Below are 13,938 nucleotides of genomic sequence, written 5' to 3'. Positions count from 1 at the left end.
TTTCCTTTTACAATGGTAAAGGAGACTTTACTTTCCAATAAACATTTGTGTCCAATAGTTTCCGTTTCCGTCAAATCCAACACCGATATGGGTAAAGTTTCGATTTAAAATGTTCGCGCGGTGTCCGGCACTATTCATCCACGCATTCACTACTTCTTGAGGTGTTCGCTGCCCTTTCGCGATGTTTTCCCCAGCTGTTCGATAAGAAACGCCAAAATCGCGCATCATATCAAAAGGAGAACCGTATGTTGGGCTTGTATGCGAGAAATAATTCTTTTTTCGCATATCTTCCGATTTTTTCTGAGCGACCGAGCTGAGCTGCGCATCAGCACGTAAAGCTGGAAGCCCTGCACGAGCACGTTCTCTGTTTGTCAAATCGATGACTTGTTGTGCATATTGACTAATACTTGTTGTCGGTGTTGTTTGTCTTGGTTGCTGCTGAGTCGGTTGTTGTGTTTGTCTGTTCGGTTGTGTCGGCGTCACCTGATTTGGACGTTGATACACATTTGGTGACGGCGTGTAAGGTCTTGGTTGCACATACATTCTTTGTTGTTCCGTTAACGATCGTTCAATTTGTGTGCGTAAATTGGCTGCGTCTTTCGGATCGATCGGAACAAATTTATAGCGAGCTTCTTGAATCAATATCGCTTTTGTATGAGGATATTGATCGCTTGATAGCGTCGTATGCAAAGCAGAAATGTTTGAACGGTTGTTCATATCCATTGCGTTGTTACAGCCAACAATGGCCAGTAAACTTAAGGCGGCAATAGATTTCGTTAGTTTCTTTATCATTTGTGCATCCCTCCTTGGCATTTCAATCGTTATGCATCATTAGTTTTTGCTGTTATGAAGCAAACTAATGATGGGAATGGTTGAGAAATGTTTTTTCCTCTTTTTGTTTTTAAAAAATGACAAGATTGTGACAGACAAAATGATATTTACTTTACATTGAATGTGACCTGTAAGCGCTTTAATATGAAGCTATAGCAAGACCAAATAAAAAAGAGGAGGAAGAAACATGGAAAATCAAACAGGTTTTCGTGTAAAAGTGCAACGATTTGGCAGTTATTTAAGTGGAATGATTATGCCAAACATCGGAGCATTTATTGCGTGGGGAATTATTACTGCATTATTTATCCCGACAGGTTGGTTGCCAAACGAATCATTCGCTAAATTAGTTGGCCCAATGATTACGTATTTATTGCCATTATTAATTGGTTATACAGGCGGAAAAATGATTTATGACGTGCGTGGTGGTGTCGTCGGTGCAACCGCAACCATGGGAGTTATTGTCGGTTCAGACATTCCGATGTTTTTAGGTGCCATGATCATGGGGCCGCTTGGCGGATATGCCATTAAACAGTTTGACAAACTTGTTCATGGGAAAGTGAAACAAGGTTTTGAAATGTTAGTAAATAACTTTTCGGCAGGTATTATTGGTGGGTTACTCACATTAGTCGCTTTCAAAGGAATTGGTCCAGTTGTTTTAGGATTAAACAAAACATTAGCAGCAGGCGTAGAAGCAATTGTTAACGCGAAATTGTTACCTTTAGCAAACATCTTTATTGAACCAGCAAAAGTATTATTTTTAAACAATGCCATTAACCATGGTATTTTAAGCCCGCTTGGTATTGAGCAAGCAGCAAAAACAGGAAAATCTATTTTATTCTTGCTTGAAACAAACCCTGGTCCGGGTCTTGGTATTTTACTTGCTTATTGGTTATTCGGAAAAGGGATGGCAAAACAATCGGCGCCAGGTGCGGTGATCATCCATTTTCTCGGAGGAATTCACGAAATTTACTTCCCTTACATTTTAATGCGCCCAGTACTCATCTTAGCTGCAATTGCTGGTGGTGTGAGCGGGGTGTTTACATTCACATTATTTAATGCAGGTCTTGTTGCAGTTCCATCGCCAGGAAGTATTTTTGCACTACTTGCTATGACGCCGCGCGGTCATTACTTAGGAGTTCTTGCTGGGGTAATCGTTGCTGCTACCGTTTCTTTCTTAGTGGCATCCTTCTTCTTAAAAACATCAAAACAAGAAGAAGGCGATTTAGAACAAGCGACAGAACAAATGCAACAATTAAAAGGAAAGAAAAGCAGCGTGGCTTCAGCTTTAAGCACTGCAGCGCCAAAACAAGTGAAAAAAATTGTTTTTGCTTGTGATGCAGGAATGGGATCAAGTGCGATGGGTGCTTCCATTATGAGAAACAAAGTGCAAAAAGCTGGACTTGATATTGAAGTAACAAATACAGCGATTAATCAATTGCCAGCGGATGCAGATGTGGTTATTACTCATCAAAATTTAACAGATCGTGCGAAAGAAAAATTACCAAATGCATACCACGTATCTGTTGAAAACTTCTTAAATAGTCCAAAATATGATGAATTAATCGAGATGTTAAAAAAAGGTGAATAACGAATAAACAAGCAAAAAGGTAAGTGAACAGCTTACCTTTTTGCTTCTTCCATTTAAAAAATGTCAACATGTAAAATGACGAAAAAGCGCTTTCTATTTGTTGTGATTAGAGAAAAGTGACGGTAAAATTTTTCTTGAAAAGCAAACATGTTTTTAAAAAATGTCAACAATCGTTGCTAGATGGGAGGTGAGTGTGTGTATATATCAGCGAGAGAAAGAAAAATATTAGATCTTTTATTAGCGAACCCAAAAGGAATTACAGTAGGAGATGTCGCGAAGCAATTAGATGTAAGCGAACGAACGGTTCACCGTGATTTAAAAGGTGTTGAACAAGTTGTTGAATCATATGATTTACAACTCATAAAAAAAGCAGGTGTTGGTATTCAAATTGTCGGAGAAGAAGAAAAAAAGCGCCAGCTACAAATGCATGTATTTCGTTTATCACATACGGAATATACACCTGAAGAGCGGCAAACGATGATTTTAATTGCTTTATTAGAATCAGGAGAACCGGTGAAGTTAGTCTCTCTTGCGAATGATTTAAACGTAACAGTCGCCACGATCAGCAACGATTTAGACAAGATGGAAGAAAAGGTAGAAAAACACGGCCTTTCCCTCATTCGTAAAAGGGGATATGGAGTCGAAATATGTGGCTCCGAAGCTGCAAAACGTAAAATGATGAGCGAACTGTTATTTGATCATTTTGACGAGTCACAATTTCTCTCTTTAATGAAAGAGTCTATTCAAAAAAAGTCGACAGATTTAGTAAATACGGTGACAGAGAAGTTGCTTGGGCTTGTTGATAAAGAAAAATTGTTTATGATCGAACAACAAATTGAAGCAATGAAAGAAAATCTTCCGTTTACGATTGCCGATAGTTCATATATCGCTCTCGTTATTCATCTGGCGTTAGCCATCGAACGCATTGTGCAAGGAGAGGCTATCCATTTTGATGCCCAACATTTGCAAGCCATTCGTGCAACGAAAGAATATGAAACAGCAGAAAAAATCGCAAAAAAATTAGAAGAAGTTTTTCATGTTGTGATTCCCGAAGAAGAAATTGGTTACATCACGATGCATTTAATGGGTGCAAAGTTAAGAACTCGGCGCGGCTATATGTTAGAAGAGGCGAGTTTAGCAATCGCGATGAAAGCACAAGAGCTCATTCGTTTTGTGAGCGATAAAATAGGGATTGATTTAACGGACGACTACCCGTTGTACGAAGATTTAATCGTCCATTTAAAACCAGCTTTATATCGTATACAGCATCATATGGGCATTACTAATCCGTTGCTTCATAAAATTATGCAAGACTATAGCGAATTGTTTTATATTGTGCAACAAGGTGTACAACATGTATTTTCGGATATAACGGTGCCGAAAGAAGAAGTTGGTTACTTAGTTCTTCATTTTGCATCAGCGTTATTGCGCGAAAAGAAAGGGTTGCGTGCGCTCGTTATTTGTTCAAGCGGAATTGGGACGGCAAAAATATTAGCTACACGTCTCAAACAAGAAATTCCAGATATTTCTCATATTGAACAAAAGTCGTTTTTTGACGTTCGACATATGGATGTGCACGAATACGATTTGATCGTATCAACGATTCCACTTCATACGTCGCAACCATATTTTCTTGTGAATCCGATGTTGCCGGAAGAGGAAGTTGTTGCAATTCGACAATTTCTAAAAACGAAAACGTTTTCTATGCGTTTTCGAAAAACGAACCCATCGAAAAAAGGAATTGAAAAAATCCGTTCGATTCACGTAGTAAGCGAGACAATCGTTCAACTGTTAAACAGTTTTTCGTTGCTCGAATTATCGTCTCATTCCATGAATGATGCGTTAATGTACGCTTGCACACATCTTGAACGACACGGAGCCATTCGAACGAAAGAGATCGTCGTGAAGGAGTTGTTGCGACGAGAACAAATCGGTGGATTAGGAATCCCGAATACTACTTTAGCGTTGTATCATACGCGAAGCGAGGCTGTTTTGCGACCATCTTTTACGATGTATACACTAACACAACCAAAAACGATCGTCGGTATGGATCAGCAACCGATGCAAGTGAATCGTCTTTTGTTGTTGCTTGCACCTCAAGATGCGCAAGACGATATGTTGCAAGTGCTTAGTCATGTCAGTTCGCTCATTATTAAAGACGAAGAAAGTATAGAGTTATTTTCAAAAGGTAATAAAGAACAAATTTATGCATTTTTAAGCACACAATTAGAAAAATTTTTTTACGAACAACTTCAACATCATAAGGAGTGAATCACAGTGGCAGTGTTAGCAAAAGAAAATATTGTACTAGGTGCAGATGTAAAAACGAAAGAACAAGCGATTCAATTAGCAGGACGTATTTTAGTTGAACGAGGGTACGTAGAGGAGTCTTATATCGACAAAATGTTTGAGAGAGAAGCATTAACTTCAACATATATGGGGAATTTTGTAGCGATTCCGCACGGTACGGAAGAAGCAAAAAAACTTGTGAAACAAGCAGGTTTATCCATTGTTCAAGTGCCGAACGGCGTTGATTTTGGAGGAGGAAATATCGTCAAAGTTTTAATCGGTATTGCAGGTAAAGATAATGAGCATTTAGAAATTCTTTCGAAAGTTGCGATTGTATGTTCAGAAGAAGAAAACATTCAAAAAATGATTGAAGCAACGACTGAAGATGAGATTTTAGCACTATTAAATGAGGTGGAATAATATGTTAGCTGTCCATTTTGGAGCAGGAAATATAGGAAGAGGATTTATCGGAAGTTTATTATCTCAGTCAGGGTACGATGTTGTGTTTGTTGATGTAAACGATAAAGTTGTACAAGCGCTTCAACAAAGAGGGCAATATGAAGTGATCATCGCGGGAGAGACGACAGAAACACAAGTTGTTCGCCATGTATCAGCATTGCATAGTCAACATCAAAGAAATGAAATTATCGATCAAATTGCGCGTGCTGACTTAGTGACAACAGCTGTTGGACCAAATGTGTTACCGTTTATTTCACAGACAATTGCAGAAGGATTGCAAAAAAGAATAACGGTATGTTCTCAGCCTGTACATGTTATTGCTTGTGAAAACATGATTGGTGGTAGTGAGCATTTAAAGAAATATGTATGGGAACATTTATCAGAACAAGAACAAACATCTTTAAAAGATAAATGTGCATTTTTAAACTGTGCAGTCGATCGTATCGTCCCAAATCAAAGTCACGACGATCCGTTAACCGTTGTCGTTGAGCCGTTTTTTGAATGGGTCATTGAAACGAAAGAAGTGATTGGAGATATTCCACACATAATCGGAGCCCATTTTGTTGATGATTTACAACCATACATCGAAAGAAAATTGTTTACTGTGAATACTGGCCATGCGATCGTTGCTTATTTAGGATATCGTAAAAAATATGAGACGATCCATCAAGCGATGGCAGACGGTGATATTTTATCGGATGTGACAAACGCTTTACGTGAATCAGGGCGAGTACTTGTTCATCAATACGGTTGGAATGAAGCTGAACATCAAGCGTATATTGAAAAAATTGTTCAACGATTTGTCAATCCTTCCATGACAGATGAAGTAACACGAGTAGCTCGTTCGCCAATTCGTAAACTCGGACCAAACGATCGGCTCATTCGCCCAGCGATGAAATATTATGAATGCTTTGGAGAAGTTCCTACATCTTTAGCCAAAGGAATCGCAGCATTGTTGTTATTTGATTATGAAGGGGATGCAGAAGCAGTACAACTTCAACAAACGATAAAAGAAAGCGGAGTAGAAGGAGCACTTGAAACGTACGCGAAGCTCCCGTCTGATCATCCACTTGCGGTAGAAATCAAAAAACAAATGCTTTATATGTAGGGGGCCATCTTTATAGATGGCTCTTTTTACTTGGACTTCTTTTTCAAAAGAGTGCGAATGATTTCGGCAATCACTCCGATAACAACGCCAAACAATGAAATAGTGAGAAAAGAAATGATGCTTGTTATATCGCTCCAGCCATCGTGCAAATTCGTAACGGAAATGAACAAGACATAGCTCATTCCTATGAGGAAAAAAGCAAAGGAGATAGTAATGAACGTCGTTTTACCAAAAAAACCACCTATTCCGATGATGGATGATAAAATGAAGGATATGATCGCAAAACCAACGAGTTGCTTAAAGTCCATATCCACGTTAAGCAATAAACGAGATACGATCAGCGTACAAAGAAAGAGAAAAAACAAAAAAATGCTAATCACATACCATTGTTTTGATCGACTTTTAGGAAGTTTAAACATCGTTGTCACCCCTTGATTATTTTCTTTATTATATCGTACCGTGAATTGGGCTGAACAGAAAAATGAAGAAAATTGTCTTGTTGCTTATTGTTTTGTTTTAAAATAGAATAATAGAGTCAATTTTACGTCATAGGTGAATGTAATGAAACGATTATTTGCGATATATGTGACGCTCATCTCGTTGCTTGGATGTGCATTATTTTTATATACATGGCCGTTTTCAGACGTGAACGTACAAAACGAATGGTTTTTGTTATTGTTGTTTGCTGGGGCTGCCGTTTTGCTTAGTAGATATACGATCTATTTGCCGCCAAATGGAAATGCTTTTACGTTAGAGTCTTCTGTTTACCTTGCTTTGCTTTTTACTCATGGGTTGCACTTTTCTTTAATCATACTTTTAATAAGTAGTTTTGTGATGTACTTTTGGTATCCACGAAAAACGTCATGGTTTAACCATGTATTTAATTTTTCTGTTTATACAATGATGATTTGTGGGAGTTATTATGCTTATATCGTTTTTGGGGGCGTTGTCGGGAAAGTTTCTATTTACTATTTTGGAGCCTATATCGCTTCCTTCGCTGCTTTTTTTGTTTTAAACGTATTACTTATGACCATATATTTTTCATTGCGCTCATCTACTGAGTTTCGTTTGATTTTGTTAAATACTATAAAAGAATTAATATATATTTATATGGTAGAATTGACAGCCTCACTTATCTTGGCCATTCTTTTCGTTTTTGATACTATATTCGGTTTGCTTTTATATATGTTTATTATGCTGCTACTTTCAGCAGTTTTTAGGCAATACTCTCATTTGTACGAGAGATTGGCAGACGATAAGGCGTACATTGAAAAATTACTTAACTCTTTACCGATTGGAATTATCACAATGGATGAAACTCGTTCAGATTATTTTATTAACAAATCAGCTATGTTATTACTATGCTTGGATCAAAGAAAAATAAAGGAGAAAATTAGAGAAGGATCGGAAGAAAACAGTTTGTTTTGGAATCTACTTACATCTCAAGATTCTTTTCAACAAGTAAAAATATCATACGACTCAGATGAGGGAGAGAGGGAATTTTTGGTCTCTAAAACAGATTTAATTATTCCACATAAAGAGCCAATTGGACGTATTATTTTCTTTCTCGATGTTACTGAAGCTGAGAAAATTTCTAGACGAATACATCAATCGGAAAAGTTGGCGTTAATGGGGGAAATGGCGGCAAAGGCAGCGCATGAAATTCGCAATCCGCTTGCGGTTATTCACGGTTTTTTAGCGTTTATGAACGAAAATTTACATGAACGCGATCGCGAACAATATCATATTCCCCTCTTATTAAAAGAAATTGATCGCATCAATGCCATTGTTGAAGATATGCTTCTGATCGCCAAACCGAGTGCCCCAGTGATGAAAGAGGCGTACATCGAAACGATCGTTCAAGATGTTCTTTCTCTCTTTCAACAAACGTTAGAGGCAAAACGTATACGCGTGCACGTGCGCCTTGATCACGTGCCGTTACAGCTTGATTCGAAACAAATGATGCAAGTGTTATACAATTTGCTTCACAACAGCATCGAAGCGATGGAAGAAGGCGGAACGATTTGCATATATTCCGATGTCGATGAAACGTACAACATGTACATGTACGACTCTGGAAGCGGCATTCCGACACATATGCAGGAGACGATTTTTGAACCATTTATCACAACGAAGTCATCAGGGACCGGATTAGGATTAACGATCGTCAAACGAATTATTGAAAACCATGGCGGAACGATTGCGCTTCACGACAGCTCGGAACAAGGAACGACGTTTGTTATTAAGCTACCCATTCGACGTTAGAAAGAGTAAAGAAGAGGTGTCCGTTACGGGCACCTTTGCTATATATTTTTTATTTCCATATAGAAGGCAGTTAAAAATTTTTTTACGTTAATTCGGCATTTTGTTGCTTTTTCTCCGGCTTCTAACTCTTGCATGCGCAGGCGAATTTCTTCAAAATCAAACAAGCGCGGGGCGAAATGCTCAAATGTCGGATTGGTGTAATCGGCTAACCCGAGTGACGATAAGTGTGTAAACGCTTGTAATACCATGCGGCGAATGCGCTGTTCCATCGCGCGTATTTCTTTTTGTACGAGTTGCTCTTCTTTGTACACACGCCGCACGATTTGGGCGTATAGTTCTTTCAATGGCGGCAAGTCGTGAATCGATCGCCCATGTTGTTCTTGTTCCGAAAGCCAGCGCATAATAGCTAATAAATCGGCCGCCCCCGCTTCGCCAGCGATGCCTAAGACGAGAAGAAGCTGCCGTGCCTTTTGTTCGGTCGTCGCTTCATGGGTGGCGAGTGGTTGTTTCGTTTTTTCTAGCGTTTGCAATAGGCGGCGGATGGAGTCAAGCGATGAAGCGACAGAAAGGTAGTGGGCGACTCGTTTTAAAACCGAGACGACTTCGTAACGGTTAATCGGTTTATGGATATATGTATCGATGCCGTGAAGATACGCTTGCCCAATCATTTCTTTATTTTCTACTTGGGAAATCATGATAAATGGGCCGGTAAACCCTTGCGCCCGCAGCTTTTTCATCGTTTGAATGCCATCAAGCCCTGGCATAAGTAAATCGATAAGCACGACATCGACAGCATATAGCTGATCGATCGATACATCTAGCCCATCCTCAGCCTGTCCCACGACTTCTCCAAGTCCGCTTTCATGAATAATTTTCTCTAACATTTTTCTTACAACCGCATCATCTTCAATTAGAAAAAAGTGCATGGCATCCTCTCCTTATAATTGTTTGCTAGGAATGTGTATTTGAAATTGCGTTTGCCCATTTTCGTCGGTTGCTAATCGTATGTTTCCATTGAAACTATGAACAATTTCTTTCGCGTGCGTTAGCCCGATGCCAGTGGATGGGTTGCCGTGTTCATCATATTTGGTTGTAAACCCAAGCTCAAACACCCAATCGCGCTCGTCTTCCGGTATTCCAGGACCGGAATCAGTGACGGTAAAGACGAGGTCGCCGCCATCAAGTTCAGCGCGAAGCTGAATCCACCCGGATAAGGGAATTGCCTCTACCGCATTGGCGACTAAATTATTTAAGACAGAAAGAAGGGCGTAGACGTGCCTAGTCGATAAGTCGAGATCGCACGTGAATTGAAAAGCAATTTCTTTTTTTAACGATTCCGCGTATTTTTGATTCGCGCGAATGACCATACCGCAAAGCTCAGCAATCGACAAGCGCAAATCACGCTGTTCTTGGTTCATTAATTCTGACAGACCAGCTAAAATGCGCTGGGAGTCTTTTTTGACTTCGTGCACATGTTCCGCGATATAAAGCGCAGTGCGCGGTTCAACCCTTTTCCCGTCCATTAACGTTGTGTATAGCTCGTAGCTTTTGCGTGTAATGTCCTCCATATGGCTCATTGCTTTGCGCAAATAAAACGCTTCTTCATAGAGGCTGGCGTTCATCATCACGAGCCGTTCAAGCTCTTGCCGTCTGGCTTCTCCTAACGTTTGCATTTGTTGAATCATTAGAATGTTGTATAGTCCAACAACACAAAAACTTCGCAAAATTCCGAACAAAAGAAGCATAAAAATCGTTTCATGCGTGACAGCAATCGTTTCGCCCATTAGATGACGGACAAACAGTTCGATAATATTAGAGGCGAAATCAATGATTGCCCCGAGCAACGCGACATGAATAGGCAATTCCATATAAGTGCGAATGCGGCATAGGTGAACAAAAAATGCAAAAGCGAGATAATAGCACGCAGCCGGAAGATGAGAAAGAAAATGATCGCTAAAAGATTCGTCGCTCATCAGTAGGTCGATGCTTGTCCGAAATAGAGAAATAAAAAGACCTGTGAGCACTCCTGTCCATATCACTGGCACGGTTCGAAACCAAATAAGCCCGAAAAAGAAAACGGCGCTTCCGAGCGAAAACCGAAACGAACTTCCAAACGGATTCACTTTCATTTCTCCGAAAAAAGCAGTAGCGATGATGAGAAGCAAGATTGGTAGTATCCGTTCGCGCATACATATCTCCTTTATCTTGGAAATAATAATCTCCATTTCCTATTATACAGGAAACGGAGATTCATTGTTACGTATGTTTATGCTCCAGTCTTCGTGAAACGAGCGAAAGGGAGTAGTTGACGACAAAGTACATGACGGCAACTAATAGGAAAATAGGAATGACGTAGTTGACGTTTTGGCCGTTAATAATTTGGGCATGGTTCATTAATTCCGGCAAGGCGATGACGACAGCGAGCGACGTATCTTTCAAAAGCGAAATAAACTGCCCGACAATCGGAGGAACCATGCGGCGCAACGCTTGCGGCAAAACAATATGCCATAGCGTTTGTGTATAGGTGAGTCCCGATGACCGTGCGGCTTCGATTTGTCCTTTTTCAATCGAATTCAGCCCGCTCCGCACAATTTCTGATAGCATCGCTGATTCGAAAATGACGAGCGCTAAAATCGCAGCATAAAACTTATCAAGTTTGAATCCGACTTCAGGGAGCGCAAAGTACGTAAAGAAAATAATTAATAACAGCGGCAAGTTCCGAATCGTCTCCACCCCGACCGCAAGTACTGGAGAAAGAAAAGGAATACGGCTATACCGTAGCACGCCGATGATAATACCAATGAGAAAACTAAAGAAAATGGAGAGAAAGGCAACTTCAAGAGTAACAACAAATCCTTCCAATAAAAACTTCAAATGCGCAGGAGCATAGGCACCGACAAAATCCATTTCTCACTCCACCTTTATCGACTTTTTGCTAGGCGGCGTTCTAATGCGCCAACGCCTAAACTTAATGGAATTGTTAAAAGTAAATAAAATAAGGCAACGAAAATATACACATCAAATGTGACAAACGTCTCTGACGAAATTAAGTCACCGAAATACATCAAATCAAGCCCAGCGATGACCCCGAGAACCGATGAGTTTTTAACGAGGTTAATAAATTGGTTGCCCATTGGAGGGATGACGATTTTTACTGCTTGTGGCAAAATCACATGCCACATCGCCTGTAAATACGTCAGTCCCGATGAGCGCGCAGCTTCCATTTGTCCTTTCGGAACGGCAAGAATGCCCGCGCGGATGACTTCGGCAATAAACGCCGCCGTGTAAACAGTTAACCCTAACGTGCCGGCAGTGAATGAATCAAAGCGAATGCCGATTGCAGGCAACCCGACAAAAAAGACGAAAACGATTAAAATGAGCGGGATGTTGCGAATAAATTCGACATAGGCAGCGCCAATCCAGTTTAATGGGCGAATGGGCGCGATGCGAAAAACGGCCATTACCGTTCCGATCGCTAAACTGCCGATTAACGCAAGGACACTCGCCTTTAATGTATTGGCAAATCCTTGCATATACATATCCCAATGTTCGATAAGAATCGAATAGTCGAGCACCTTGTAGCCTCCTTTCCAAATGAACAAGAGATGAGCGGATATATTTCCGCTCATCGTCTTTTCGTTATTGTTTTGGCTTTTCGCCAATCCATTTTTCGTAAATTTTATCGTATTCGCCGTTTGCTTTAATTTCTTTTAAGTATTCGTTAATGACGTCTAATAATTCTTTATCGCCTTTGCGAACCGCAATTCCATACGGTTCTTCCGAGAACGTTTCATCGACGACGCGGAAGTTTGGATCTTGTTTTGCCATTCCGAACAACAACGCATTGTCTGTCGTGAGCGCATCGCCTTGTCCTGCTTTTAGCGCGGTAAATGCTTCGGCGTAGTTTTCAAATTCTAGCACGGTTGCTTCTGGCGCTTTTGCCCGAATGTTTTGTGCGGAAGTAGAGCCTTTTGCTGTTAATACCGTCACGCCTTTTTTGTTCACATCAGCAATCCCGTTAATGTTGCTGTCTTTTTTGACGAGTAGCGATTGGCCCGCCATGAAATAGACGTCGGAGAAGTCAACTTCTTTTTTCCGCTCTTCGGTGATCGTCATTGTCGCGATAATCGCATCAATTTCGCCGTTGTTTAGCATTGGAATGCGCGTTTTGGATGTTACTTCTTTTAGCTCAATTTTGTTTTCATCGCCGAGAATTTTTTTCGCTAATCCTTTCGCAATATCAATGTCAAAGCCTTCTACTTCGCCCGTTTGCGGATTTTTTAAGCCGAAAAGGTTGAGGTCGTATTTGACGCCGACGACTAATTTTCCACGTTCTTTAATTTTGTCTAACGTGGTTTCTGCTGCTTTTTCCTCTGTTTTGTTGCTATTTTTGTGCTCTGTTGTTGTTTCGCTGCTGCAGCCGACTAAGGCAGTGGCGCTAAGCATGGCGACAAGCCCAAGCCCAATCATTTTTTTCCAAACGGTTTTGAACATGAAAAATTTCCCCCTTGTATTAATGATTTAAAATCCGGCTGAGAAACAGGCGCGCCCGTTCTTCGCGCGGATTGGCAAAAAACTGTTCTGGTGGTGCTTCTTCCAAAATTCTCCCTTGGTCCATAAAGACGATGCGATCAGCGACTTCCCGAGCAAATCCCATTTCGTGGGTGACGACAACCATCGTCATTCCTTCTCTTGCCAGCGTTTTCATGACATCGAGCACCTCGCCAATCGTTTCTGGGTCAAGCGCGGAAGTCGGTTCGTCAAACAGCATAATTTTCGGTTTCATCGCTAGTCCTCTAGCGATAGCGACGCGCTGCTGTTGGCCTCCGGAAAGCGCTGTTGGGTAGGCGTTCGCCTTATCGGGAATACCGACTTTTTCTAGATAGTACATGGCTGTTTCTTTTGCTTCTTGTTCTGGCACGCCGAGCACTTTCATCGGTGCCAATGTAATATTTTGCAAGACGGTTTTGTGTGGATATAAGTTAAAATGTTGAAAAACCATGCCGATGTTGCGGCGCAGTTTGTTAATATCAGTGTTTTTATCGTTTACTTTCACGCCATCGACAATCAGTTCGCCGCTTGTAATTGTTTCTAGGCGGTTAATGCAGCGGACTAACGTACTTTTTCCAGAACCGGACGGCCCGATAATCACGACGACTTCGCCTTGTTGGATAGTGAGATGAATATCTTTTAAGACGTGAAAGTCTCCGTAATGTTTATTCACTTGATGAAAATAGATCAATATGTCCCCTCCTTCCTATTTTTCGACTATTTTTTCTTTTCTGAATTAAATGTAAAATAAACCTACGGAAATCTACAAAAAACAACAAGAAAACAGCAAAAAAATTTTTTCGTGGGGGTAATTTTTTATGATAATATGAAAATGATAATTTTTATC

13 protein-coding genes are annotated in these 13,938 nt (G+C 40.5%); 5 read left to right on the top strand and 8 right to left on the bottom strand.

The window, feature by feature from the left end:
• Positions 1-27: 27 nt before the first annotated feature.
• Positions 28-792, bottom strand: coding sequence for a CAP domain-containing protein (locus EKC99_RS02960; protein ID WP_163150426.1), 765 nt, complete (start codon positions 790-792; stop codon positions 28-30).
• 226 nt (positions 793-1,018) lie between these two features.
• Between EKC99_RS02960 and EKC99_RS02955 the strand changes: the two genes are divergently transcribed.
• From EKC99_RS02955 to EKC99_RS02940, 4 genes are all read left to right on the top strand, one after another.
• Positions 1,019-2,419, top strand: coding sequence for a PTS mannitol transporter subunit IIBC (locus EKC99_RS02955; protein WP_163150424.1), 1,401 nt, complete (start codon positions 1,019-1,021; stop codon positions 2,417-2,419).
• Between the two features lie 195 nt (positions 2,420-2,614).
• Entirely contained in the window at positions 2,615-4,690 is a 2,076-nt protein-coding gene (locus tag EKC99_RS02950) for a BglG family transcription antiterminator (protein WP_163150423.1), read from the top strand.
• A complete protein-coding gene (locus tag EKC99_RS02945) occupies positions 4,691-5,128 on the top strand; it encodes a PTS mannitol transporter subunit IIA (protein ID WP_026011586.1) in 438 nt (145 codons plus the stop codon).
• A gap of 1 nt (position 5,129) precedes the next feature.
• The gene (locus tag EKC99_RS02940; protein ID WP_163150421.1) at positions 5,130-6,275 is read left to right on the top strand and encodes a mannitol-1-phosphate 5-dehydrogenase; all 1,146 of its coding nucleotides are present in this window, start codon (positions 5,130-5,132) and stop codon (positions 6,273-6,275) included.
• A 26-nt stretch (positions 6,276-6,301) separates the two neighbouring features.
• Here EKC99_RS02940 and EKC99_RS02935 read toward each other — a convergent pair whose 3' ends face one another.
• Complete coding sequence (locus EKC99_RS02935; RefSeq protein WP_163150419.1) at positions 6,302-6,694, bottom strand: permease; 393 nt, start codon at positions 6,692-6,694, stop codon at positions 6,302-6,304.
• Between the two features lie 142 nt (positions 6,695-6,836).
• On the opposite strand from EKC99_RS02935, the gene EKC99_RS02930 reads away from it, so the two are divergent.
• Positions 6,837-8,540: a two-component system sensor histidine kinase NtrB gene (locus EKC99_RS02930; RefSeq protein ID WP_163150417.1), complete on the top strand. Its 1,704-nt coding sequence runs from the start codon at positions 6,837-6,839 to the stop codon at positions 8,538-8,540.
• Positions 8,541-8,578: 38 nt separating this feature from the next.
• Here the strand turns inward: EKC99_RS02930 and EKC99_RS02925 are convergent, their stop codons facing one another.
• The 6 genes from EKC99_RS02925 to EKC99_RS02900 form a co-directional block, all read right to left on the bottom strand.
• Positions 8,579-9,466 carry a response regulator gene (locus EKC99_RS02925; RefSeq protein ID WP_163150415.1) on the bottom strand — a complete coding sequence of 296 codons (888 nt, stop codon included), beginning with the start codon at positions 9,464-9,466 and terminating at the stop codon, positions 8,579-8,581.
• A 12-nt stretch (positions 9,467-9,478) separates the two neighbouring features.
• A complete protein-coding gene (locus tag EKC99_RS02920; RefSeq protein ID WP_163150413.1) occupies positions 9,479-10,729 on the bottom strand; it encodes a sensor histidine kinase in 1,251 nt (416 codons plus the stop codon).
• Positions 10,730-10,796: 67 nt separating this feature from the next.
• The gene (locus EKC99_RS02915; protein WP_021095745.1) at positions 10,797-11,447 is read right to left on the bottom strand and encodes an amino acid ABC transporter permease; all 651 of its coding nucleotides are present in this window, start codon (positions 11,445-11,447) and stop codon (positions 10,797-10,799) included.
• Positions 11,448-11,461: 14 nt separating this feature from the next.
• Positions 11,462-12,115 carry an amino acid ABC transporter permease gene (locus EKC99_RS02910; protein WP_019418239.1) on the bottom strand — a complete coding sequence of 218 codons (654 nt, stop codon included), beginning with the start codon at positions 12,113-12,115 and terminating at the stop codon, positions 11,462-11,464.
• 64 nt (positions 12,116-12,179) lie between these two features.
• Positions 12,180-13,034: a glutamate ABC transporter substrate-binding protein gene (locus EKC99_RS02905; RefSeq protein WP_163150411.1), complete on the bottom strand. Its 855-nt coding sequence runs from the start codon at positions 13,032-13,034 to the stop codon at positions 12,180-12,182.
• A 19-nt stretch (positions 13,035-13,053) separates the two neighbouring features.
• The gene (locus EKC99_RS02900) at positions 13,054-13,782 is read right to left on the bottom strand and encodes an amino acid ABC transporter ATP-binding protein (RefSeq protein WP_163150409.1); all 729 of its coding nucleotides are present in this window, start codon (positions 13,780-13,782) and stop codon (positions 13,054-13,056) included.
• Positions 13,783-13,938: the final 156 nt, after the last annotated feature.

The sequence above is a fragment of the Anoxybacillus sp. MB8 genome (genome assembly GCF_011006755.1).
Taxonomy (GTDB): Bacteria; Bacillota; Bacilli; order Bacillales; family Anoxybacillaceae; genus Anoxybacillus; species Anoxybacillus gonensis.
Note: the sequence above shows the minus strand (reverse complement) of the source record. Positions and strands in the feature narration are given on the sequence as shown.

What these genes read in the sequence shown, in the direction of transcription:
- EKC99_RS02960 (WP_163150426.1), bottom strand. Translation starts at nt 792, where the DNA reads ATGATAAAGAAACTAACGAAATCTATTGCCGCCTTAAGTTTACTGGCC.
- EKC99_RS02955 (WP_163150424.1), top strand. Translation starts at nt 1,019, where the DNA reads ATGGAAAATCAAACAGGTTTTCGTGTAAAAGTGCAACGATTTGGCAGT.
- EKC99_RS02940 (WP_163150421.1), top strand. Translation starts at nt 5,130, where the DNA reads ATGTTAGCTGTCCATTTTGGAGCAGGAAATATAGGAAGAGGATTTATC.
- EKC99_RS02935 (WP_163150419.1), bottom strand. Translation starts at nt 6,694, where the DNA reads ATGTTTAAACTTCCTAAAAGTCGATCAAAACAATGGTATGTGATTAGC.
- EKC99_RS02930 (WP_163150417.1), top strand. Translation starts at nt 6,837, where the DNA reads ATGAAACGATTATTTGCGATATATGTGACGCTCATCTCGTTGCTTGGA.
- EKC99_RS02925 (WP_163150415.1), bottom strand. Translation starts at nt 9,466, where the DNA reads ATGCACTTTTTTCTAATTGAAGATGATGCGGTTGTAAGAAAAATGTTA.
- EKC99_RS02920 (WP_163150413.1), bottom strand. Translation starts at nt 10,729, where the DNA reads ATGCGCGAACGGATACTACCAATCTTGCTTCTCATCATCGCTACTGCT.
- EKC99_RS02915 (WP_021095745.1), bottom strand. Translation starts at nt 11,447, where the DNA reads ATGGATTTTGTCGGTGCCTATGCTCCTGCGCATTTGAAGTTTTTATTG.
- EKC99_RS02905 (WP_163150411.1), bottom strand. Translation starts at nt 13,034, where the DNA reads ATGTTCAAAACCGTTTGGAAAAAAATGATTGGGCTTGGGCTTGTCGCC.